This window comes from Microlunatus sp. GCM10028923 (assembly GCF_042666975.1).
Classification (GTDB): domain Bacteria; phylum Actinomycetota; class Actinomycetes; order Propionibacteriales; family Propionibacteriaceae; genus Microlunatus.
Map to the genome: position 1 here is coordinate 448,695 of NZ_JBHTFF010000005.1, position 22,809 is coordinate 471,503.

Genomic DNA, 22,809 nt, shown 5'->3' on the forward strand with positions numbered 1-22,809 from the left:
TCGCATGGCAGCTACCGATACCGGGCGTGAGGCGCTGGTCCACGCCGACGGTTCGCCGATCCGGATCCTTGCCGTCGACGACGAACCGAGCCTGACCGAACTGCTCTCGATGGCGATGCGGTACGAGGGCTGGCAGGTCGCCACGGCCGCTTCCGGTTCGGAGGCGGTCAAGGTCGCGCGGGAGACCAGGCCGGACGCCATCGTGCTCGACATCATGCTGCCCGACTTCGACGGGCTCGAGGTGATGCGCCGGATCCGTACCGATCTGCCGGACGTGCCGGTGATCTTCCTGACCGCCAAGGATGCCGTCACGGACCGGATCAGCGGGCTCACCGCCGGCGGCGACGACTACGTGACGAAGCCGTTCAGCCTGGAGGAGGTGATCGCCCGGCTGCGCGGACTGCTCCGCCGGTCCGGCGCCGCCCAGTCCCGGAACGACTCGCTGCTGGTGGTCGGTGACCTGACGCTGGACGAGGACAGCCACGAGGTGACCCGCGCCGGCGAGGCGATCCATCTGACCGCGACCGAGTTCGAGCTGCTGCGGTACCTGATGCGGAACCCGCGTCGGGTGCTCAGCAAGGCGCAGATCCTGGACCGGGTCTGGAACTACGACTTCGGCGGCCAGGCCAACGTCGTGGAGCTCTACATCTCCTATCTGCGGAAGAAGATCGACGCCAACCGGGACCCGATGATCCACACCATGCGCGGCGCCGGCTACGTGCTGCGGCCCGCAAGTTGATCATGCCCCGAGTGGGTGGTGTTGATCATGGACGCTGAGGTCAAGGCGGTCGGTCCCTGGCCTGCTCCGGACGCCCGGCGGCCCGGCGCGTTCGCCAGGGGCACGCTCGGGCGCCGGCTGTTGCTGCGCGTCGTCGGCCTGGTGGCCGCGATCGCGGTCGTGCTGTCCGGCCTGACCACGGTGGCGACGTGGCAGTTGCTCGTCGGAGATCTCGACGGCCAGTTGCGCGCCGTCGCCTCGCGCGTCGTCCGGGATGCGCCGCCGATTCCGGGCAGACCGCAGGGCAACGTGACGGTCAACCTGCCCGGCCAACCGATCGGCACGTTGGTGATCATCGACAGCGGCGCCAAGCCCACAGCCAACGTGCTCGGCGAGCGGGGCATTCTCGGCCTGGTCAGCAAGAAGGCGGGCGCTCAGGCGTTGGAGGTCACGGGGCCACAGCCGGTCACCATCGATCTCGATCGGCTCGGCCGATACCGGATCATGGTGACCATGATCAACGGCTTCCGGGTCGTGGTCGGGCTGCCGCTGAACCGGGTCGACTCGTTGCTGTCCCAGCTGGTCGGCCTGGAGATCATCCTGTCGCTGATCGCGATCCTGGCCACCGTGATCATCGCCCGCCCCTTGATCTCGCGCAGTCTCCGTCCACTGAATCGAGTCGCCGGCGTCGCGCAACAGGTGTCGGCGCTGCGGCTGGATCGCGGCGCTGTCGCGGTGGACGTACGGGTTCCGGAAGCCGACGCCGATCCCACGTCGGAGGTGGGCCGGGTCGGGCAGGCGCTGAATCACCTGCTGGCCAACGTCGACGGGGCCCTCACAGCCCGGCAGGCCAGCGAGACCAAGGTGCGCCGGTTCGTCGCGGACGCGTCGCACGAGCTGCGCAACCCGCTCGCCGCGATCCGCGGCTATGCCGAACTGACCCGCCGCGACCGTGATCAACTCGAGCCGGACACCTCGTACGCCCTGGACCGGATCGACGCCGAGGCCGGCCGGATGTCCGTGCTGGTGGAGGATCTGCTGCTGCTGGCCCGGTTGGACGACCGCCCCGAACTCGACCTCAAGCCCACCGACCTGTCCGAGTTGGTGATCAACGCGGTCAGCGACGCCCGGGTGGCCGGGCCCGACCACCAGTGGGAACTCGATCTGCCGCCCGAGCCCGTACAGGCGAAGGTTGATCATCATCGGGTGCACCAGGTGCTGGTCAACCTGCTCGCCAACGCCCGCACCCACACGCCGGCCGGCAGCACCGTGCTGACCCGGCTGACCGAGGCGGACGGCACGATCACGATCATGGTCCGGGACGACGGCCCGGGTGTCCCGCCCGGCATCGTCGACCACGTCTTCGAGCGCTTCACCCGCGCCGAGGCCAGCCGGGCCCGCGCCGCCGGTGCCGCGAAGGGCGCCAGCACCGGCCTCGGCCTGGCCATCGTCGCCGCGGTCGTCGAGGCCCACCACGGCACCGTGTCGGTCGCCAGTCGACCGGGACGGACCGAGTTCACGGTGACCCTGCCGGCCACCGGCGCCTCGGCCTGACGTGAAAAACTGGGGACTCGCACCGCAGCAACCAGGGGGCTCATGTGATCACCGGACGGACCACCCTGCTCACCGCCGTCGCCGAGACGATCGTCGGGATCGGGTCCGGCCCTTCGACAAACTCAGGGCACGGGTCGACGGGCTCAGGGCACGAGGGAAGTGCGGGCTGGGACGTCGCCGGCTTTCTCGAGGTGGCCGGGCGTGAACTGGCCGACCTGGATCCGCTGGTCGACGACCTGCTGGCCCGGGTGAGCGCCGAGGCACCGGACTTCGCCGACCTCGATCCCGAGCGGCGGCAGGCCGTGCTGGACCGGGTCGAGCTGCCGGCCCGGCTGATCCGGCTGCTCAACGCGGACTACTACGCGACGCCGCGGGCCTGGAGCGAGGTCGGCTGGTCGCCGGCGCCGGCCGACGGTTGGCCCGATCCGCTGCCGGCGATCTCGTACGGGCAGCAGGGCTGGATCACCCCGGACCAGCTGCTGGACCGCTACGACGCGATCATCGTCGGGGCCGGCGCGGGCGGCGGCGCGGCCGCCCAGGTGGTGGCCGAGTCGGGACGCCGGCTGTTGATCATCGAGGCCGGTACGGCGCCGAGCGCGGCCGAGCTGAGTCGTGATCATCTGCGCAACCCACGGGTCAACTTCGGGCTGGACCGGCTGACCGACCTGCGCGGCGGCGGCTGGCCACGGATGATCGAGACCGCCGACGGCGAGGCCGTGGTCGGGCCCGGCGATCCCGGCTGGGGCGGCAACGCGCACACGCTCGGCGGCGGCACCCGGGTGTTCGGGGCGCAGGCCTGGCGGTTCGCCCCGGACGACTTCCGGATGGCCAGCCGGTACGGGGTGCCGGACGGCAGCGCGCTGGCCGACTGGCCGATCGGCTACGACGACCTGGAACCCTTCTACGACGAGGCGGAGCGGCGGTTCGGGGTGAGCGGCGCGGCCGGCGGCGACCCGTGGGCCGGGCCGCGCAGCCGGGACTACCCGATGCCGCCGATCGCCGGCAACCGGCCCGGCGAACGGCTCGCCGCCGGGGCGGCCAAGCTCGGCTGGTCGACCGTGCCGGTGCCGTTGTTGATCAACTCCGAGGATTACCGGGGCCGGCCGGGTTGCCGGCGCTGCCCGCAGTGCGTCGGCTTCGCCTGCCCGGTCGAGGCGAAGTCCGGCACCCACAACACGGCGATCCCGGCGGCCGTGGCGACCGGCAACGCCAGCGTCCTGCTCGGCAGCACGGTCGAGAAGTTGATCACCGACGCGGCCGGCCGGGTGATCGCGGTCAGGATCGTCGGTGATCATCCGGACGGCGGGGTGTGGCGGCGCGAGGTCGCGGCCGGAGAGTTCCTGCTCGGCGCCGGCGCGATCGAGACGGCCCGGTTGCTGCTCAACTCCGCCCATGATCAGGAACCGGAAGGGCTCGGCAACGCCCATGATCAGGTCGGGCGCTACCTGCAGGCGCACCCGTACGGCGGCTCGACCGGACTGTTCGACGAGGAGGTCACCGACCTGGTCGGGCCCGGCCCGGCGATCGCCACCTGCGACTTCCGGCACGGCAACGACGGCCTGGTCGGCGGCGGCATGATCGCCGAGGAGTTCGTCCCGACGCCGGCGAGCACGTACGCCTATCTCACCGACGCCGGCATCATCCCGCGGCACGGCCGGGACGCCCACGCGGGGATGCGGCACTGGCTGCGCCGGATGATGCGGGTGGTCGGCCCGTACCAGGAGATCAGCACCGCCGACTCCCGGGTCCGGCTGGACCCGAAGCTGACCGACCGGTACGGCACCAGGGTCGCCCGGCTCAGCGGCACCCTGCACCCCGAGGACGTCCGCGGCCGCGACTTCCTGGGCGAGCGGGCCGCCGAGTGGCTGACCGCGGCCGGCGCCGCCCGGGTCGTCACGGCTCCCCGCGGTGGTCGGCCGGGCGGGCCGAGCGGCGGCCAGCACCAGGCCGGCAGCTGCCGGATGGGCGACGACCCGTCCCGCTCGGTGACGGACCCGGTCGGCCGGGTCTGGGGCCATGAGAACGTCCGGATCGTCGACGGTTCGACCCACGTCACCAACGGCGGCGTGAACCCGGTCCTGACGATCTTGGCCAACGCGCTGCGGATCAGCGGGGACCTGGTCCGCTGACCGGGGCGGTGCTGCCGCGCAGCACCAGCTCCGGGGCCAGCGACAGCTGCACCGGCGGCCGGTCGGCGAAGCGCCGGCCGGCCCGGCGGATCCGGTCCACCAGGGTCTCGCAGGCGAGCCGGCCGATCCAGCGGCGCTGCGGCGCGAGCGCGCTCAGCGGCACCGCCGAGTCCTTGATGATCACGTCGTCGTACGACAGCAACGACAGCTGATCCGGCACCGCGACGCCGGCTGCGGTCAGCGCCCGGTGCACGGCGAGGGCGTCGTGGTCGGTGTGCACCAGGGCCGCGGTGATCGTGCCGGAGCCGATCCCGGCCAGCAGGTCCGCCAGCAGCGGGTCGCCGTCGTCCAGCGGCGGCGCGGCCCGGTCCAGCTCCCGGATGATCACCTCGACCGGAGCGCCCGGGGCCGCGGCGACCCGGGACAGGCCGCGGAGCAGCCCGGCCGCGGTCGGGGTGCGGCGGATCAGGCAGCAGACCGACCGGTGCCCCAGTTCGGCCAGATGATCAAGCCCGAGCAGGACGCCCGCACCATGATCGGAACAGACGTGATCGATCGGCGCCGGCCGCGGACCGGCGCCGGCCAGGGGCGGCAGCAGCGGCCGTTCGATCAGCACCACCGGCGCCGCCGAGGACCGGAGCCGGGCGTAGCCGACGCTGTCGTACTCGACCGTGACGAGCAGCCCGTCGAGATCAAGATCGGTGACCCGGCGCAGCAGCGCGGTCTCCAGTTCCTCGTCGTAGTCGTAAGTGCCGATGATCACCTGGGCGTTCAGCGCCGCGGCCGCCTCGACGACACCGTCGACGATCTCCTCGTAGTAGTAGGCCCGGGTCGGCACCACCAGGCCGAGCCGCAACCGGGCCGTGGTCTCCGCCGTGGCGGGCCGGACCGCGCCGCCGTGCACCCGCCGCGCCGCCCCGGCCGCGACAAGCGCGTCGAGGTCCCGCTGCAGCGTCCGCTCGCTCACGCCGAGCCGGGCCGAGAGCTCGGCGGTGCGGACCACACCCCGGAGGTCGAGCTGCTTGCGAAGCTGCTCCCTCCGTTCCCCGGGCAGCGGCTTCGGCACCCGCTCAGGTTAGGCCGCGGTTGTCGGAATGTGTCGGGATCGTTGCCGCCGTGGGACGGCCCGGCTGAGATCGATCATGACCCGATCGCTCACTGTCGAGACGAGGATCCCCATGCGACGACGTACCTTCGTATCCGGAGCCCTGGCGACCGCCCTGGCCGCGACCCTGTTGAACGTCCGCCGGGCGGCGGCCGAGCCGATCACGGTCGGCCCGCACCCGCGCCTGCTGCTGCACGACTTCACCGGCGTGACCGCACTGATCGCCGCGGCTCCGGACGCCGCCGCCTGGTACGCCAAGGTCCGCGACGACGCCGAGGACCTGCTCGGCCAGCCGGTCGCCGAGTACGTGATCCCGGACGGGCTGCGGCTGCTCGACACCAGCCGGGAGACGATCCGCCGGGTCTACTCCCTCGGCTTCGCGTACGGGGTCGAGGGCGATGATCGCTACCTCGACCGGCTCTGGGCCGAGCTGGCCGCGGTGGCGGCGTTCCCGGACTGGAACCACCACCGGCACTTCCTGGACACGGCGGAGATGACCCACGCCGTCGCCCTCGGCTACGACTGGTTCCACGACCGCTGGACGGCCGAGCAGCGGGCGACGCTGGAGAACGCGATCATCGAATTCGGGCTGCGGCCCGGCATCGAGGTCTACCAGGGCAACGGCACCGGGGCCTCCCGCGCCTGGCACACCGCCGACAACAACTGGAACATCGTCTGCAACGGCGGCCTGATCGTCGGCGCCCTGGCGCTGGCCGACGTCGCGGACGCGCCGGCGCAACAGGTGATCGACTACGCGCTGGCCTCACTGCCCAAGGCCGTCGCGCTCTACGGGCCGGACGGCGGCTACCCGGAAGGGCTGGGTTCCTATTGGGGGTACGCCACCAAGTACCTGGTGCTGCTGATCGAGGCGCTGCGCACCGCCACCGATGATGATCATGGACTGACCGAGTCGCCGGGACTGGCCGAGACCGGGATGTTCCCGATCCAGCTGACCGGGCCGACGGAGATCAACTTCAATTACTACGACGCGGGCGGATCGGCGCCGCGGCCGCCCGAGATGTTCTGGCTGGCCCGGACCTATCAGCGGCCGGAGTTCGGTTGGTGGGGCAAGACCGGGGCGGACCTCGCCGGCCCGTCCTGGTTCCAGACACCGACCTCCCTGCTCTGGTACGACCCGGAGCTGGCCAAGGGGCCGATCGAGTCCGGGACCCCGCTGGACGCCTACTTCGGGTTGTGCGAGGTGGCGACGATGCGCAGCGGCTGGGAGTCGGACGGGGCCGTCTTCGTCGGCGCCAAGGCCGGCGACAACACGACCAACCACGGCGATCTCGACCTAGGCGACTTCGTCCTGGACGCGCTCGGGGTCCGGTGGGCCGTCGAACTCGGCTCGGACAACTACAACCTGCCCGGCTACTTCGCCGGCGGGCCGGGCGGCCAGCGCTGGACGTACTACCGGAAGCGGGCGGAGGGCCAGAACACGCTGATCGTGAACCCGGGACCGGATCTGGACCAGCGCAACGAGGCGACCGGCGTGATCACCGACCGGGCGTCCGGCCCGACGGAGGCGTACGCGATCGCCGACCTGGCCGAGGCCGCCCCGGACCTGCGCGGGTGGCGCCGCGGCTGGCGGCTGATCGATCAGCGCGGCCAGCTGGTGGTGCAGGACGAACTGGCCGCCGACGAGCCCGTCGAGGTCTGGTGGTTCCTGCATACGACGGCGGTGATCGCGATCTCCGGCGACGGCCGGTCCGCCACCCTCTCCGCAGGCGGCCGGACCATGATCGCCAGGATCACCGGACCGGCCGACGCCGTGTTCTACAACGCCGATGCGCGGCCGCTGTGGACCTCGCCGGACCCGGCCGGCCAGGGCGTCAACGCGGGAATCCGGAAGCTGGCGATCCGGCTGACCGGGGTCACCGACCTGCGGCTGGCCGTCCAGTTCACGCCGCTGCACCCCGACCAGCCGCTGCCCGATCCGGCGTCGGTCCGGCCGCTCGACGACTGGACCACCGGGCCGGCCGAGGTGGCCCGGCTGAAGTCGATCATGGTCGACGGCGAACAGCTGCCCGGGTTCGCGCCGGACAACTTCAACTACCACCACAACCTGCCCCAGCCGCTGCAGCTCACCGCCGACGCCGCGGCGCCGGACGGGCGGGTCCGGATCCGCACCCGGACCGAGGACGGGTCGGTGCAGGTCGCGGTGACCGCGCCCGGGTCGCAGCCGAGCACGTACCGGATCTGGCCGGTGATCACCATCGGCCCGGGCTCCTTCCCGGCGACGATCGTGGCCAGCAGCGACGACGGCAACGCCCCCGCCAACACCATGGACGGCGACCCCGCGACCCGCTGGTCGGCGGAGGGCGACGGCGAATGGATCGGGTACGACCTCGGCAGCGACGGACCGGTCGACGAGATCACCATCGCCTGGTATCAGGGTGATCGCCGGGCCTCGATCTTCGACATCGAGGTCGCCGCGGCGGACGAGACCACCTGGCGGCCGGCGTTCCAGGGCACCAGTTCGGGCACCAGTGCCGAGCCGGAGCGGTACGCCTTTCCCGCGACGACCGCGCGCTATCTGCGGATCGTCGGCCACGGCAACACGGCCAACGCCTGGAATTCGATCACCGAGGTGAGCATCCCGGGCCGTACCGTCGAGCAGCCGGCCGTCGATCCCTATCTGGCCACCGTCCGGGTCACGGCGCCGCCGGTGCTGGTCGGTGCGACGGCGACGCTCGGAATCTCCGGCACCATGAACGACGGCTCCGCGGCGGACCTGTCCGGGACCGCCGTCGAGTACGTGTCGACGGCTCCGGCGGTGGCCACGATCGACGACTCCGGCCTGATCACCGGCCGGACGATCGGACGGACGACGTTCGCCGGCGTGATCGTCACCGACGACCACCGGCTGGTCTACGGCCGGGCCGAGGTCGAGGTGACCGACCCGCTGCGGCCGCGGATCCCGGCCACCGCCGACCTGTACGTCAACGACGGCGCCCAGTCCGGGACGAACTACGGCACCGCGACGCAGTTGTTGATCAAGACCGTGGCGCAGCCGGACAGCGGCTACTCACGCCAGGCCTTCGTCCGCTTCGAGGCCCCGCCGGTGTCGGGCACGATCGAGTCGGTGATCTTGTTCGTCCGGGCCAGCGTCAACGACACCGGCGGCACCGAGTGCGAGCTGGACGTGCTCGGCGTCGACGGCACGATCGACGAGAAGACCACCACCTGGCAGACCAAGCCCGCCCTCGGTGCTCCGATCGGGTCGGCCCTGATCACCAGCACGGCGGCCTGGCACGAGATCGACGTGACCGCCGCGGTCACCGACGCCCTCGCTGCCGGCACGCCGATCACGCTGGCGCTGGTGCAGGTGCTGGCCACCGGCGAGGCCGGGCTGGCGACCCGGGTGAGCAGCCGGGAGACCTCCGACGGCGCGTACCTGCAGGTGAAGCTGGCCGGCTGAGGACTTCCGGCGGTCTGCCACACTGCGGTGATGGACACCGCATCACCCGGGACCACCGAGCTGGCCTTCCGCGACGCCACCGGCACCGACGTCGACGCCCTGGTCGCCCTGGTCGAGTCGGCCTACCGTGGCGACGCGAGCCGCGCCGGCTGGACCACCGAGGCGGATCTGCTGGACGGTCAGCGGACCGATCCCGACGGGGTCCGGGCCGTGATCGAGTCCCCGGACAGCCGGATGATCATCGCCGAGCGGGACAGTGTGATCGTGGCCTGCTGCCAGCTGGAGCATCGCGGCGACGCCGCCTACTTCGGCATGTTCGCCGTCGCGCCGGGCCAGCAGGGCGGCGGGCTGGGCAAGGCCGTGCTGGCGCAGGCGGAGCTGATCGCCGCCCGGGACTGGTCGGCCCGCACGATGGAGATGACCGTGATCACCGCCCGGGAGGATCTGATCGCCTGGTACGAGCGGCGCGGCTACCGGCGGACCGGCGAGCTGTCCCCGTTCCCGTACGGCGACGAAAGGTTCGGCGTCCCGCGCCGGGACGATCTGCGGTTCGAGTTGTTGATCAAAGACCTGGGTTGACGTCGGGCGGTCAGGCCGCGGCCAGGCGTGCGTGACCGCGCAGTGCGGCCAGGTCGGCGTTGACCTGCCCGACATCGATCGACCCGTCGGCGCGCGCCGAGCTCGACTCGAGGCAGAGCCGGATGGCGCTCGGCGACGAAGCCGCCGCGGCGGCGACGGCGGCCAGGTCGAGCCGGCCCTCACCCGGGTGCAGGTAGCGGCGCCGACCTTCCGCGTCGAAGAACTCGCCGTCGTAGTCCTTGACGTGGATGATCTTGGTCCGGGCGAACAGTTCGGCGTCGGCCAGGGCAAGCTCAAGTTCGTCGTGCAGGGCCAGGAACTCGGTGTCCAGGGTCCAGTGGCAGCGCGGGTCCCGGCGCCGCAGCTCGGCCAGCCGGGCGAGCGGTGTCGCGGCGAGGCAGGGAATGGTCTCGATCGCCAACGTGACGCCGAACCGCTCGGCATGATCAAGACAGTCGGAGACGGCCGCGAGGTTGGCCGGGAAGCGCCGGTCCGAGTCGGGCATCCCCCACAGGTGCAGCACCGCGACCTCGACCCCCACGGCCGTGGCTAGGCGGAGGTCGGCATCCAGGAGCGCGAGGGCCTGTCGACGATCGTCGTCCGTGCCGGTGCACAGCAGCGGCCCGATCGCCTTGCCGGTGTGCAACGACGTCCAGGGGAGGCCGGAGCGGGCGAAGATCGCCGTCGAGCCGTCGGCGTCGTCGGCGAACGCCGGGTAGGAGAGCAGCTCGAACCCGTCGGCGTCGATCTGACGGGCCACGGCGACGATCCCGGCCGGATCGACGACGTCCGGGTCGCGCGAGAAGGCCCCGGTCGAACAGGTCACGGCGGTGATCACGAAGGCAGCCTACGGGTCCGCCGGGCGGCGGCTGAGCGCGCCCGGGGTGTCGCCGAAGGCGCGCCGGAACTCGGTGATGAAGGCGCTCGGAGAGGACCAGCCGCAGGCCGCGGCGACCTGCGAGACGGTACGGCCCTCGGCGAGCAGCAGTGCGGCGCGGTGCAGCCGAACCTGACTGCGCCACTGCGGGAAGGTCATCCCGAGCTCGGACCGGAACAACCGGGAGAGGGTACGGACACTGCAGCCGACCCGGCGACCGAGCCGGTCCAACGCCTCCGGGTGCGCCAGCTCCCGTTCCACCACGTCGGCCACCGCACGGAGCCGGTCATCGGTCAGCCGCGGCAGCATGGTCGGCGGTCCCGGGGTCAGCACCAGTTGATCACGCAGCACCGCGAGCAGCCGGCGGCCGGGCGGGTCGTCGGTCGGCTGACCGGTCGCGGCCATGATCAACTCGCGGAGCAGCGGAGTGACCGGGAGCAGGCCCGGCCGATCGCCCGGCAACGGTGAGCGACCGGGCAGGCCGACCAGGTGCACGGTTGAACTGCCGTGCACCAGCCATCGGTGCACGACGCCGGCCGGCACCCAGATGGCCCGCGTGGGCGGCGTGAACCAGGTGCCGTCGGCGACGGTTACCTCCAGGATCCCGGCGCTCGCGTACACGACCTGCGGCTCGTCGTGCCGATGCTCGTCCACCGCCACGCCGCCGGCCAGCCGCCTGGTCTCGGTCGGCGCCCGGGGGACGTGGCGGATTTCTGACATGATTCGGCAGATTACTGGAAGCCGGACAGGGCGCCGAGCGATCAGGATCGCCACATGCACCAAACCCGGCCCGCCCGCCGCCTCAGCGCGATCCTGCTCGCCGTCGGTCACGGCGGCGTCGACTGCTATCAGGGCATGGTGGCCGCGCTGGTGCCGATCTTCGTGCTCGAGCGCGGCTACAGCCTGCCGGCCGCCGGTGGTCTGGTGCTGGCCTCCTCGCTCACCTCGTCCGTGGTCCAGCCCCTGTTCGGGCTGCTCGGCGACCGCCGGCCGGCCCGCTGGATCGTCCCGGTCAGCGTCCTGATCACCGGCGCCGGGATCGGCACGCTGGGCCTGGTCGGCGAGCCTTGGCTGGTGATCTTGCTGGTTGGCCTGTCCGGGGTCGGGATCGCCGCCTTCCATCCCGCCGCGGCCCGGCTGGCCCGGGAGCTCAGCGGCGGTGATCACGTGCAGATGAGCTGGTTCGCGCTCGGCGGCAACGTCGGGTTCGCCGTCGCGCCGTTCCTGGTCGCCGGGACCGTCGGGGCGCTGGGGCTGGCCGCCAGCCCGTTCTTGATCATTCCCGCGGCGGTCGCGTTGATCATGGTGCTGGGCTGCCTGCGCGCCCACCGGGCCGTCGCGTCCGGCACGACGGAGGCGCGGGCCGCGGCGATCCCGGCCACCGAGGATCGCCGCTCGTTCGGTCGGCTGACCGTGGCGATCATGGCCCGGTCGGTGATCTTCGTCGGCCTCGGCTCCTTCGTCGCGCTGTTCGCCCAGCAGGACCCGGCCCTCGGCCCGGCCGGCGGCACCGTGGCGCTGTTCGTGCTGTACCTCGGCGGCGCCTTCGGTACGGTGATCGGCGGCCGGCTGGCCCGGCGCTGGCCGCGGACCCGGATCCTGCGCTGGTCGTACCTGCTCACCGCACCGGCGCTCATCGGCCTGGTGTTCGCACCGGGAGTGCTGCGGCTGATCTTCGTGGCGATCGTTTCGATCCTGCTCTACGTACCCTTCTCGCTGCACCTGACCCTGGCCCAGGACTACCTGCCCCGACATCTCGGCACCGCGAGCGGCGTCACGCTCGGTCTCGCGGTCAGCGTCGGCGGCCTGGCCTCGCCGGCGCTCGGCGGGCTGGCCGAACAGATCGGACTGCCCGGCGCGCTGCTGTCCTTGATCATCGTCGCCGGGCTGGCCTGGCTCACCCTCCGGCGGCTGCCCGAGCCGCAACCCTTGACCCCGCCCCAGGGGCGAGGGACATCATGACCTCCGACGAAGGAGGTCGCGATGGAACTGCTGGAACCGCCGCGGGTGGTCGATCGGCCGCTCCGGCACAGCCTCGGGATCCGGGTGATCACGCCGTTCCGCGGCATGCTGGGCGAGCGGAACCGGTTGATCACCGAGCTCGCGGGCTGGCTCGACGAACACCGGGTCGGCGAGGTCGGGCCGTTCTTCCTGCGGCTGCACGTGATCGACATGCAGGGCCCGATGGACCTCGCCGTCGGCGTGATCACTCCCGGTCCACTGACCGGCGACGACAGGGTCCGGCCGGAGCCGCTGCCGGCCGGGCGGTACGCGACGCTGACGTACCGGAATCATGCCCTGCGCGCGAACCGCGCCCTGATCGACTGGTCCCGCGAGCAGGGGCTGGCGTTCGACCGGGAGGACGTCGCCGAGGGCGACCGGTTCGGCTGCCGGTACGAGGCGTACAACACCGACCCCCGGACGGAACCACGCAAGACCCGCTGGGAAGTGGACCTCAACATCCGGCTGGCCGACCGCGCCTGACAGGATCGGTCCATGAGCAATGATCATGGACTTCCGCCGGTCGTGTCGCGCGCGGAGTGGCAGGAGGCCCGGGACGCCCTGCTGCTGCAGGAGAAGGCACTGACCCGGATGAAGGACGCGGTCAGCGCGCAACGCCGCCGGCTGCCGATGGTCGAGGTGACCACGCCGTACACGTTCGACGGGGTGGACGGGCCGGCGACGCTGCTCGACCTGTTCGACGGCCGACCCCAGTTGATCATGCAGCACTTCATGTTCGGTACGGACTGGGAGGAAGGCTGCAACGGCTGCTCCATGATGGCCGACCACATCGGACCGCTGTCCCACCTGCACGCCCGGCGGACCTCGTTCGTCCAGGTGTCCCGGGCACCGGTGCCGAAGCTGACCGCGTTCGCGGACCGGATGGGCTGGTCCTACCCCTGGTACTCCTCCGGCAACTCGACGTTCAACGAGGACTTCGGCACCACCGTCGACGGTGAGGAACGGCACGCGGTCAGCGTGTTCCTCCGCGATCAGGACCGGGTCTTCCACACCTGGAACACCTTCGGCCGCGGCGAGGAACCGTTCATGATCGTCTTCGACCTGCTCGACCTGACCCCGTACGGACGCCAGGAGAGCTGGGAGGCCACCCCGCCCGGCCGCCCGCAGGACCCGCCGTACGACTGGATGCAGCTGCACGACCGCTACCCCACCGACGGCCGCGTCAGCTGACCCGGTCCACCAGCCGCAGCGGCAGTGTGGAACTTCGCGCCGGGTCTGGTGCCCTCGAAGTTCCACGTTGTTCGCGCGAGATCACGAAGCGGCCGTCTGGATCCGGTCGGGCAGGGTGGCGAAGGGACGGGCCGGGATGGCGGGCAGACCGTGTTTCGACGCCTCGACCCGCAGCCACTCGCCGAAGAGCCGGCTGACCTGAGCGCGCATGGTCTGCGGGCCTTCGTCGGGTTCGCGATCAAGGAAGTTGGCGATCAGTTGAGCTTCGTCCGGCTCGTAGACGAAGACGACGCGCACCTCAGGACCGACCAGAGTGGCGGCGTGGGCCGGCAGCAGATAGTCGCCTTCCATGATCACCGGCGGGCCGTGGTTCAGGTGTGCCGCGACCACCGCAGTGATCGCCGGTGCGAGCGCTGCCACGGCGCCGAGAGTGACGTCGACGATCTCCTCGGCGGTCCAGTCGCGGCCAGCGGCGTGCGTCGACCAGTAGTGCAGCGCCGGTTGCTGATCCGGAGTCGTCATCGCCTGGACGGCGGTCTCCAGATCGTCCAACTCGCTCGCGCCGATTCCGTACCGTCGCATCAGGGCGGCACAGGCCGTGCTCTTACCGGTCCCGGAGGGTCCGGCGACGAGCAGGACGTGCCAGTCACGTTCCGTCACGGTCCGATCCTGCCGCCCGGAACCCCTTCCGCACCAGCAGATTTCAGACCGACGGGACCACCGGTTCCGGCGTCGCCGGGGAGGACGCGAACTGGGTCGCGTAGAGCTCCGCATAGCGGCCGCCGGTCGCGAGCAGGTCCTCGTGCCGGCCGCGTTCGACCACCCGGCCGCCCTCCAGGACGACGATCTGGTCGGCGTTGCGGACGGTGGACAGCCGGTGCGCGATCACGATCGCGGTCCGGCCCTCCAGGGCGTTCTCCAGGGCAGCCTGGACGGCGGCCTCGGAGGTCGAGTCCAGGTGGGCGGTCGCCTCGTCCAAGATCACCACGCGCGGGCCGGTGAGCAGCAGCCGGGCGATCGTCAGCCGCTGCCGTTCGCCGCCGGACAACCGGTAGCCGCGTTCGCCGACCACCGTGTCCAGTCCGTCCGGCAGCGATTCGACGAGCGGCCGCAACCGGGCCCGTTCCAGCGCGCTCCAGATCTCGTCATCGGTCGCCTCGGGCTTGGCCAGTTGCAGGTTCTGCCGGATCGACTCGTGGAACAGGTGGCCGTCCTGGGTGACCAGGCCGACCGTCGAGCGGAGGGCGGCGAAGGAGAGGTCGCGGACGTCGACGCCGGCCAGCCGGATCGCTCCGCCGTCGGTGTCGTACAGCCGGGTGATCAACTGCGCGATGGTCGACTTGCCCGCCCCGGAGGAGCCGACCAGCGCGATCATCTGACCCGGCTCGGCCCGGAACGACACCTCGTGCAGCACCTGGGCACCGGCCCGCGGGTCGAGCACCGCGACCTCCTCCAGCGAGGCCAGCGACACCTTGTCCGCGGCCGGGTAGGCGAAGTCGACCCGGTCCAGCTCCACCGACACCGCCCCTTCCGGTGCGGTCTTCGGCTGCTCCGTCTCGGTGATCAACGGCTTCAGGTCGAGCACTTCGAAGACCCGGTCGAAGCTGACCAGTGCGCTCATCACCTCGACCCGGGCGCTGGCCAGGGCGGTCAGCGGGGCATAGAGCCGGGTCAACAGCAGGGCCAGTGCCACCACGTTGCCGGCCTTCAGGGTCCCGGACAGGACGAAGAACCCGCCGAGCCCGTACGTCAGCGCCAGGGCCAGTGCCGAGACCAGGGTCAGGGCGGTCACGAAGATCACCTGCACCATCGCCGTCCGGACCCCGATGTCGCGCACCCGGGCCGCCCGCGCGCCGAACTCGGCGGACTCCCGTTCCGGCCGGGCGAACAGCTTCACCAGGGTCGCGCCGGGAGCCGAGAACCGCTCGGTCATCGTCGTGCTCATCACCGAGTTGTGGTTGGCCGCCTCCCGTTCCAGCCGGGCCAGCCGCGATCCCATCCGCCGGGCCGGCAGGACGAAGATCGGCAGCAGGATCAACGCGCACAGGGTGATCTGCCAGGACAGGCCGAGCATCACGATCAAGGTCAGCACGACGGCGACGATGTTGCCGATCACTCCGGACAGCGTCTCCGAGAACGCCCGCTGGGCCCCGATCACGTCGTTGTTGAGCCGGCTCACCAGGGCGCCGGTCCGGGTCCTGGTGAAGAACGCGATCGGCATCGTCTGGACGTGGTCGTAGACGGCCTGGCGCAGGTCCAAGATCAATCCCTCGCCGATCCGGGCGGACAGTAGCCGGGTCACGATCCCCACCGCGGCCTCCGCGATCGCGATCGCCGCGATGATGATCGCCAGCCGGAGCACCACCTCGAAGGCCGTGCCCGCGAACAGGGCGTTCACCACCTGGCCGGCCAGCAGCGGCGTCGCCACCGCGAGCACGGCGGTGACCACGCTGAGGACGACGAAGCCGATCAACTGCCAGCGCCGGCCCCGGACGAAGCCGAAGATCCGGCGCAGCGTGGCGCGCGAAAAGGGGCGCCGGTCCTGGGCGGCGTGCATCGCGTTGTACAACGAGTTCCAGGCAACGATCTCCATGCTCACGCCGACAATCTAGAACCTCAACGAAACTTGAGGTCAACCGCGGGCCACCGGCCGGGTGGTGCAAAGGTTGCACGTTTGATGCAAACCCTCGGCCGGCCGGGGGTTTGCGGTAGCCGGACCCGGGACGGCCTCCCTAGCTTGGGGAGCTCGCAAGGAATCACCCCCCAAGCTTGAAGGGATCACTCTGCATGGCTGTTCTACGGAGAGTCGCCGCGGCCGTTGGTGCTGCGGCGGTCATGTCTGTGGGTTTCGCGTCCGTCGCCAGCGCTGACGTGCCGGTGGCCGGTGAGCTGCCGGGCGTCGGCGGTCTGCCGGGCGTCGGCGGTCTGCCCGGCGTCGGCGGCCTGCCTGGCCTCGGCGGTCTGCCGGGCCTCGGTGGCCTGACCGATCTGTCGAATGTCGGCGGTCTGCCCGGCCTCGGCACCCTGCCGCTGGTCGGCGGCGGCCAGGACGCGACCGAGCGCATCATGGCGCCGCAGGACGAAGAAGGCGTCCGTTGGTACGGCGTCAAGAAGTCGGGTGGTCTGGTTGCGATCACCGACAACAACCTGGGCCCGTTCCAGGCCTGCAACAACGACGTACCGATCAACGCGGTCGGCGGCGCTGTCGACGCCTCCGGGCTGTTCGCCATCCTCGGGTCGGACGGCAACTCCCTCACCGAGATCCGCAACTGCGATCAGTCCAACGCGCAGTTCAACGACGGCGAGGTGGCCGAGCCGCTCAAGTCCGAGTGGTACGGCATGGACGGGGAAGGCGCGCTGGTGAACATCACCGACAACAACGTCGGCCCGTTCCAGGTCTGCAACAACGACGTGCCGATCAACGCGGTCGGTGGTGCGGGCGTGATCAGCGGGCTGGTCGGCATCCTGTCCGACAACAACTCGTCCCAGCTGGTCCGCGGCTGCTCGCAGGACTCGACTCAGGAGAACTGACTCCTCCGTCGACCCCCGACAGCCCCGGCGCCCGTGTCCGGCCACAACCAGCAGGAGTGGCCCGGCACGGGCTCGGGGTGAGCAGGAAACAACGTTGCGACCGGTGTGCGCCGGCCCGGCTTACTCACACAGACTCACTCCTGGCCGGGTCGGGGTGCGCCGGTCGCGACTCTGCACGGTCCGCCAACCAAGAGGTTGGGTTACCGTGATCGACGACGTACCGCTGTCAGGGCGGTACGGAGAGCACGACACAGGGAAAGCAGCACACGGGGAGGAGCACCGATGCCGATCGGGGGCTCGGGGGATGCCAGTGATCTTGTCCTGGCCGAAGTCTTGATCAACCGCGGCTGGCATTCGATCATCGAGGGCCAGGTCTGGGAGTGGCACGGAGCCGGCACCGCCGCCGGCGCGTTCGCCCACGGCGCCTGCGTGCTGGTCGACGACAGCCGTCCCGGGTACGTGGTCGAGGGGCCGTCGCAGCACGACGAACCGACCGGGATCCTGCGCTACCGGTCGCGGCGCGAACTGCTGGACCGGCTCGGGATGATCGAGAGCTGGACCCTGCCGGTGACCGCCGCCGACCTGGACGCCGAGCACGCCGAAGCGGTCCTCGACGTTCTCTGATCAGGTCGACGCGCTGATCCAGGGCGGCGGGTTGCGCACGATCAGCGCGGTCAGTTCCGACTTGCTGCTGACGCCGGCGAGTTCGTACAGGGCCTTCAGGCGGTTCGCGACCGTACGCCGGGAGATGTAGCCGGACCGGGCCAGTTGATCATGGGTCAGGCCGTTCGCGACGCCAGCGAGCAATGTCCGGTCCCGTTCCCGGACGACCCGCTGCCAGGGGTCCGCGGGCCGGGTCGCCGGCGTCGGTTCGGAACGCGGCCGGACCAGCCGGTCGACGTGGCGGACCCAGCCGTCCAGGCCGAGATGACCCATCAGTTCCCGCCCGTCCCGCAGCCGGGCCAGCCCGCGGGTGCCGTCGCCGCACCGCAGCAGGACCCGGCCCTGGGCGATCAGGGTCCTGGCCCGGTCCACCTCCGGTACGGCGTCCGTACACAGATCGAGGGCCCGGTCGCCGGCCGCGGCAGCGTGCTCGGGGGTCGCGGTCAGCGCCCGGCACCGGGCCAGCAGGGCCGCCGTCCGGGGACAGCCCGGTTCATGATCACGACCGTCCGCTCGCCGTACCGCCTCGTCGGCCTGGTCCGTTCGGCCCAGCGCGACGAGCGCCTCCACCAGATCGGCCAGCACCTCGGCGGGCCCCTGCCGCAGCGGGTGCCCGGCGCGCAGGGCGGCGTCCAGGCAGATCGCGGCGGCCTGATACCGGCCGGCCACCAGGTGGCCGTAGCCGAGGTCGGCGTCGAACGGCGCCACGGCCGGCGAACCGGGCAGCCGGGACCGCAACGTCGCCGCCCGCTGCGGCTGGTCGTCCTGCCCCTGCGCGGCCCGGACCCGGACCTCGGCCCCGGCCAGCGTCGGCAGTCCGGCGGCCGCCGGGCAGAGCCGTTCCAGCTCCCGGATCCGCCGCCCGGCCACCGGATAGCGGCCCTCCCACAGGTCGATCGAGACCAGAGCAGGGGTGAGGTGGAGTTCGGCGAGCACGGTGTGCCGGCCCGGATCGGCCAATGCGGCGCCGACCAGTCGGCGGGCTGCCTCCGGCCGGCCACCGGCGACCAGGACGTCGGCGATGCCCGCGATCAGCGACACCGGGACCGGGCGGGCGCCGTCGGGGACGCCCGCGGCGAGCAGGTCCAGGTCCGCCTCGGCCGGTCGGTCCCAGGCGGTGACGAGCGCGGCGACCACCCGGTGCAGGGCGACGAGCTCGGCGCTCGCACCGGGCGGCCGGTCGAACCGCTCCAGGATCAGCCGCGCCTCCTCGGCCGAACCGGTCAGTCCGAGCAGGTGCGCGGCGCGGAGCCGCAGCCAGGCGTGTTCCTCCGCCGGCTCGGCATAGGCCGGCGGGATCCGGTCGGCCGACAGGATCGCCGGGTCGTCGGCGCCGGTGAGCGCGGCCGCCTCCAGCCCGGTGATCCGGAGCCAGAACTCCGACCGGGGATCCGGTGCCGAGCGCAGGCCGGTCGTGGTCTCGGCCAGTGCCGAGGCGGCGTACCCCTGTTCGAGCAGCGCCCGGGACCGCAGCGCCCGGAATCGCGCCGACTCGGCGTACCGCGGCTGGTCGGCAGCCGCATCCAGCAGGCGGGCCGCGGCCTCGAGTTCGCCCTGCTGGAACAGGCCGACGGCGAGTTCCAGCAGCGCCGCGTCGTCCGCCGCCGCCTCGGCGCGGCGACAGCGGTGATCGAGGGCCGCCGGTCCGTCGCCGGCCGCCGCGAAGGCCGCCTCGGCGCGCCGGTCCAGTTCGTCCTGATCACCCGACGACAACCGGCCCCGGGCCGCCGCGGCGAGCAGCGGGTCGGCGGTCCGCCAGCGGTCCCGGTCGGGCCGGATCAGGCCGCGCCGGCTCAGTCGCTCCGCGGCGGCCGGGTCGTCGGCGACCCGCTCCAGCACCGCCGCCGGAACCCGGTGCTGATGGTCGAAGACGGCCAGCACGGCGAGATCGACCGGCGCCAGCGGCGCGATGGCGGCACCGGCCCGGGCGACGAACTCGGCGGGCGGGTCGAACCGCTGCGGCATCGGCGCCGCCCCGGCCAGCTGCTCCGGCGTGAGCCGGCGGGCGTACGCGCGGAGCAGTCCCGGGTTGCCGTGGCAGACCTGGCCGAGCCGGTCGGCGACCCAGGCCGCGATCGGCGTTCCGACGGTGTCCTGCAGCATGGCCCGGATGCCGGCGTCGTCGAGGCCGGAGATCTCGACCGTGGGATGCCGGCTCAGCGGGCCGGCCGCCGCGGCATCGACGACGACCAGGTGGGACCACGGCCAGAGCGAGGCGCGGCGCAGGAATTCCGCACAGAGTTCCAGCGTCGCCGGGTCGCTCAGTTCCAGATCCTCGTGCACGATCACCGCCGGCCGGTCCGGCTCGGCCCAGGTCGCGGACTGGCCCGCGATCAGGTCGCCGATCCGGTCGACGATCATGCCGGTGCCGGCGGTCCGGTCGCCGGCCGCGGTCTGGAGCAGTTCGATCAGGTCGGCCAGGCCCGGCCGGGCCGGCTGGCCGTGGAGCAGGTCCAGCGCGGTCCGGAACGGTTCGGCGCCCGGCGTGTAGCGCAGCTTGGTCACCGTCGCGCCGACCTCGGTCAGCGCCGCGTCGACCAGGGTCGACTTGCCGATTCCGTACGGCCCGCTGACCACGAGAACTCCCGGTTCGGGGACGTTCAGGAAGTCGGTCAGGACTTGTTGCTCGCGGCGACGCCCGATCGGGGATCGCAAGGTCCGGCCCGCAGACTGCATGGTCTTGGAGCTACTCCACTCTCGTTGCCGGGTGGTCGGTACGGGAGCCCAACCTAGTGTCGAGCCGCCCACGTGTGTCAACGCCGGGGTCCACCGATTCGCTGCACGGCAACTGCAATTTGTGCACTTTCTGCACTGCACCGACTGCACTGCTCCAACGGCCACGGAGGGGATTTCCCCACCCCCGTTCGGCCGGACAGCAGGATGGTTCCGGCACCCGCTCGGGCGGCAGGGTTGAGGCCATGACGAACACCGGCAGCGAGCTCGAGTTCAGCCAGGGTGCGGGGCTCGACGCCAGCCTTCAGAATGGACCCGACATGACCGAACTCAGCCAGCCTTCCCCCGTCGACAGCGGCAACGCGCTCGCCCGCACGATCCGGCAGGCCGGGCGGGACCTCGCCTGCGTCGCCGGCGGCTTCTTCATCGCGCTGTTCGGCTTCATCGTCTGTGTGCCGCTGTTCAGCCTGGGGGTCGGCACCGCGGTCACCGTGTTCGGCCTGTTCGTGCTGACCGCGGCCCTGGTGGTGGCCGGCGGCTTCGCCCAGTTCCACCGCAACCTGCTGACCGGTGCCGGGTACGAGCTCCGCCGCCCGGTCTACCCGCGCGGCCGGATGCGGTTCTGGGGCCGGATGCGGCGGCTGCGGTCCGCGCAGGGCTGGCGGGACCTGCTGCACATCCCGATCGCGTTCGTCGTCAACACGGCCAGCTTCTGCATCGCCATCCCGTGGGTGGTCGCCGGTCCGGGCGGGCTGACGTACTGGTTCTGGAGCCAGTACCTGCCCGACGAGGAGCGGCACGGCCTGGCCTGGCTGCTCGGCTTCCCGGGCGCCGTCGCCGACATCATCGGCACCACCCTGGTCGGCGCCTTCTTCCTGATCACCGCGCCGTTCGTGCTGCGCGGCCTGGTGATGCTGCAGGCGGCGATCGCCAAGGGCCTGCTCGTCGACGAGGCCTCCCACCTGCGCCAGCAGGTCAGCGAGCTGACCCACAGCCGGGCCGCCGCCGGCGAGGCCGAGGCGCACACGCTGCGCCGGCTGGAGCGGGACCTGCACGACGGCCCGCAGCAGCGGCTGGTCCGGCTCGGCATGGACCTCGGCGCGGTGGAGCGCCGGCTGGAGACCGATCCGGATGCCGCCAAGCAGATCCTGCGCCAGGCGATGGAGCAGTCGCAGGAGGCGCTGGCCGAGATCCGCACCCTGTCCCGCGGCATCGCCCCGCCGATCCTGACCGAACGTGGACTCCGCGCCGCGGTCACCGCGCTGGCCGCCCGGGGCGTCATCCCGACCACCGTGGACATCGACGAGGAGCTGGACCAGACCCAGTCACTGTCCGACGCGGCCAAGAACGCGGTCTACTTCGTGGTCGCGGAATCCCTGGCCAACAAGGAGAAGTACAGCCGCGCCTCGACCTGCTCGGTGGAGGTACGGCGGCTCGGCGGGCTGGTCGTGATCACGATCACCGATGACGGGGTCGGCGGTGCCAGCGTGGCCAAGGGTCACGGACTGGCCGGACTGACCGACCGGCTGGCCGGGGTCGACGGCAACCTGCACGTCTCCTCGCCGGCCGGCGGGCCGACCATGATCACCGCGACCGTGCCGGTCAATGCGAAGCAGGCTCCTGGAGACGATCCAGGAAGGCACTGATCGACTCCAGCGCACGGTCGGTGGCCGGGTTGCCGAGGGCGTACACGAAACCGTGCTTGGTTTCCGGTACGACCTCGGTCCCGGTCCAGCCGCCGTTCCGCTCGATGATCCCGGCCAGCTCCCGTACCTGATCATGGGGGAACAGGTGCTCGTACTCGGCGAGCAGGAACAGGAACGGCGGGCAGCCGGCCCGGACCTGCCGATCCGGCGAGATCTCCTCGTAGGTGGAGCCGTCCCGCACCAGCCAGCTGATCTTGGTCGCGATGTTGGCGTCCTGGTCCGGCCAGGGCAGCATCGTGCCCGGCCCGTTGACCGAGACGCAGCCGGCGATCGGCGCGGCGTCGGTGGCACCGAGCGCGACCATCGTGGCCAGGTGGGCGCCGGCCGAACTGCCCAGCACGACGATCCGGTCCACCTCGGGTGCCTCCTCGGCGAGGCGGGCCCGGAAGCGGTCGAGGCCGGCGGTCACGTCGGCGAGCTTGTCCCGGTAGCCGGTCTCCTCGTCGATCCGGTAACCGGTCGCGGCCGCCGCATAGCCCAGCCCGGCGAAGTGCTCGACGTGGCCGTGGAAGTCGGCCCGCTTGCCGGCGTACCAGCCGCCGCCGTGGATGTAGAAGAGCCCGATCGGCCGGAGCGGGCGGTCCGGCAGCCGAAGATCAACGACCTGCCGCTCGTCCTCGCCGAAACGCAGTTCCTCGGATCGCATGATCAATCTCCCCCT

Annotated in this window: 18 protein-coding genes; 11 read left to right on the forward strand and 7 right to left on the reverse strand. The window is 71.8% G+C overall.

From position 1 onward, the window contains the following. Positions 1-4: 4 nt before the first annotated feature. Genes ACFQU4_RS15380 through ACFQU4_RS15390 form a run of 3 tightly spaced genes read left to right on the forward strand, consistent with a single transcriptional unit; the run spans position 5 to position 4,401 of the window. Complete coding sequence (locus ACFQU4_RS15380) at positions 5-739, forward strand: response regulator transcription factor (RefSeq protein WP_377493313.1); 735 nt, start codon at positions 5-7, stop codon at positions 737-739. A 27-nt stretch (positions 740-766) separates the two neighbouring features. Next, on the forward strand, positions 767-2,272 hold the full coding sequence (locus ACFQU4_RS15385) for a sensor histidine kinase (protein WP_377493315.1): 1,506 nt from the start codon (positions 767-769) through the stop codon (positions 2,270-2,272). A 44-nt stretch (positions 2,273-2,316) separates the two neighbouring features. Further along, the gene (locus ACFQU4_RS15390; RefSeq protein WP_377493317.1) at positions 2,317-4,401 is read left to right on the forward strand and encodes a GMC oxidoreductase; all 2,085 of its coding nucleotides are present in this window, start codon (positions 2,317-2,319) and stop codon (positions 4,399-4,401) included. On the opposite strand, the gene ACFQU4_RS15395 is transcribed toward ACFQU4_RS15390, so the two are convergent. Next, on the reverse strand, positions 4,379-5,467 hold the full coding sequence (locus ACFQU4_RS15395) for a substrate-binding domain-containing protein (protein ID WP_377493319.1): 1,089 nt from the start codon (positions 5,465-5,467) through the stop codon (positions 4,379-4,381). The genes ACFQU4_RS15390 and ACFQU4_RS15395 overlap by 23 nt on opposite strands. A 112-nt stretch (positions 5,468-5,579) precedes the next feature. On the opposite strand from ACFQU4_RS15395, the gene ACFQU4_RS15400 reads away from it, so the two are divergent. After that, complete coding sequence (locus ACFQU4_RS15400; RefSeq protein ID WP_377493321.1) at positions 5,580-8,927, forward strand: DNRLRE domain-containing protein; 3,348 nt, start codon at positions 5,580-5,582, stop codon at positions 8,925-8,927. A 30-nt stretch (positions 8,928-8,957) separates the two neighbouring features. Next, positions 8,958-9,506, forward strand: a complete 549-nt coding sequence (locus ACFQU4_RS15405) for a GNAT family N-acetyltransferase (RefSeq protein ID WP_377493323.1) — start codon at positions 8,958-8,960, stop codon at positions 9,504-9,506. Positions 9,507-9,516: 10 nt separating this feature from the next. On the opposite strand, the gene ACFQU4_RS15410 is transcribed toward ACFQU4_RS15405, so the two are convergent. Together ACFQU4_RS15410 and ACFQU4_RS15415 are read right to left on the reverse strand one after the other, a co-directional pair. Continuing rightward, the gene (locus tag ACFQU4_RS15410; RefSeq protein ID WP_377493325.1) at positions 9,517-10,344 is read right to left on the reverse strand and encodes a sugar phosphate isomerase/epimerase family protein; all 828 of its coding nucleotides are present in this window, start codon (positions 10,342-10,344) and stop codon (positions 9,517-9,519) included. A 9-nt stretch (positions 10,345-10,353) separates the two neighbouring features. Beyond that, the gene (locus tag ACFQU4_RS15415; RefSeq protein ID WP_377493327.1) at positions 10,354-11,103 is read right to left on the reverse strand and encodes an AraC family transcriptional regulator; all 750 of its coding nucleotides are present in this window, start codon (positions 11,101-11,103) and stop codon (positions 10,354-10,356) included. A 54-nt stretch (positions 11,104-11,157) separates the two neighbouring features. Here ACFQU4_RS15415 and ACFQU4_RS15420 point away from each other — a divergent pair, with 54 nt between their 5' ends. Genes ACFQU4_RS15420 through ACFQU4_RS15430 form a run of 3 tightly spaced genes read left to right on the forward strand, consistent with a single transcriptional unit; the run spans position 11,158 to position 13,575 of the window. Then, positions 11,158-12,345 carry an MFS transporter gene (locus tag ACFQU4_RS15420; RefSeq protein ID WP_377493329.1) on the forward strand — a complete coding sequence of 396 codons (1,188 nt, stop codon included), beginning with the start codon at positions 11,158-11,160 and terminating at the stop codon, positions 12,343-12,345. Between the two features lie 21 nt (positions 12,346-12,366). Further along, positions 12,367-12,867 carry a hypothetical protein gene (locus ACFQU4_RS15425; RefSeq protein ID WP_377493331.1) on the forward strand — a complete coding sequence of 167 codons (501 nt, stop codon included), beginning with the start codon at positions 12,367-12,369 and terminating at the stop codon, positions 12,865-12,867. Positions 12,868-12,879: 12 nt separating this feature from the next. Continuing rightward, on the forward strand, positions 12,880-13,575 hold the full coding sequence (locus tag ACFQU4_RS15430; RefSeq protein WP_377493333.1) for a DUF899 domain-containing protein: 696 nt from the start codon (positions 12,880-12,882) through the stop codon (positions 13,573-13,575). A gap of 81 nt (positions 13,576-13,656) precedes the next feature. Here the strand turns inward: ACFQU4_RS15430 and ACFQU4_RS15435 are convergent, their stop codons facing one another. Both ACFQU4_RS15435 and ACFQU4_RS15440 read right to left on the reverse strand, forming a co-directional pair. Beyond that, the gene (locus tag ACFQU4_RS15435) at positions 13,657-14,235 is read right to left on the reverse strand and encodes a hypothetical protein (RefSeq protein WP_377493335.1); all 579 of its coding nucleotides are present in this window, start codon (positions 14,233-14,235) and stop codon (positions 13,657-13,659) included. Positions 14,236-14,278: 43 nt separating this feature from the next. Beyond that, positions 14,279-16,168: an ABC transporter ATP-binding protein gene (locus ACFQU4_RS15440; protein WP_377493412.1), complete on the reverse strand. Its 1,890-nt coding sequence runs from the start codon at positions 16,166-16,168 to the stop codon at positions 14,279-14,281. A 242-nt stretch (positions 16,169-16,410) separates the two neighbouring features. Between ACFQU4_RS15440 and ACFQU4_RS15445 the strand changes: the two genes are divergently transcribed. Both ACFQU4_RS15445 and ACFQU4_RS15450 read left to right on the forward strand, forming a co-directional pair. Further along, positions 16,411-17,106, forward strand: a complete 696-nt coding sequence (locus ACFQU4_RS15445) for a hypothetical protein (RefSeq protein WP_377493337.1) — start codon at positions 16,411-16,413, stop codon at positions 17,104-17,106. Positions 17,107-17,388: 282 nt separating this feature from the next. Continuing rightward, positions 17,389-17,730 (forward strand): hypothetical protein, encoded by a 342-nt coding sequence (locus ACFQU4_RS15450; protein WP_377493339.1) that lies wholly within the window; start codon positions 17,389-17,391, stop codon positions 17,728-17,730. On the opposite strand, the gene ACFQU4_RS15455 is transcribed toward ACFQU4_RS15450, so the two are convergent. Further along, positions 17,731-20,445 carry an AAA family ATPase gene (locus ACFQU4_RS15455; RefSeq protein WP_377493341.1) on the reverse strand — a complete coding sequence of 905 codons (2,715 nt, stop codon included), beginning with the start codon at positions 20,443-20,445 and terminating at the stop codon, positions 17,731-17,733. It lies immediately after the preceding gene. 242 nt (positions 20,446-20,687) lie between these two features. On the opposite strand from ACFQU4_RS15455, the gene ACFQU4_RS15460 reads away from it, so the two are divergent. After that, positions 20,688-22,088, forward strand: coding sequence for a sensor histidine kinase (locus tag ACFQU4_RS15460; RefSeq protein ID WP_377493343.1), 1,401 nt, complete (start codon positions 20,688-20,690; stop codon positions 22,086-22,088). On the opposite strand, the gene ACFQU4_RS15465 is transcribed toward ACFQU4_RS15460, so the two are convergent. Next, complete coding sequence (locus ACFQU4_RS15465; protein WP_377493345.1) at positions 22,045-22,794, reverse strand: alpha/beta hydrolase; 750 nt, start codon at positions 22,792-22,794, stop codon at positions 22,045-22,047. The genes ACFQU4_RS15460 and ACFQU4_RS15465 overlap by 44 nt on opposite strands. Between the last annotated feature and the right edge of the window lie 15 nt (positions 22,795-22,809).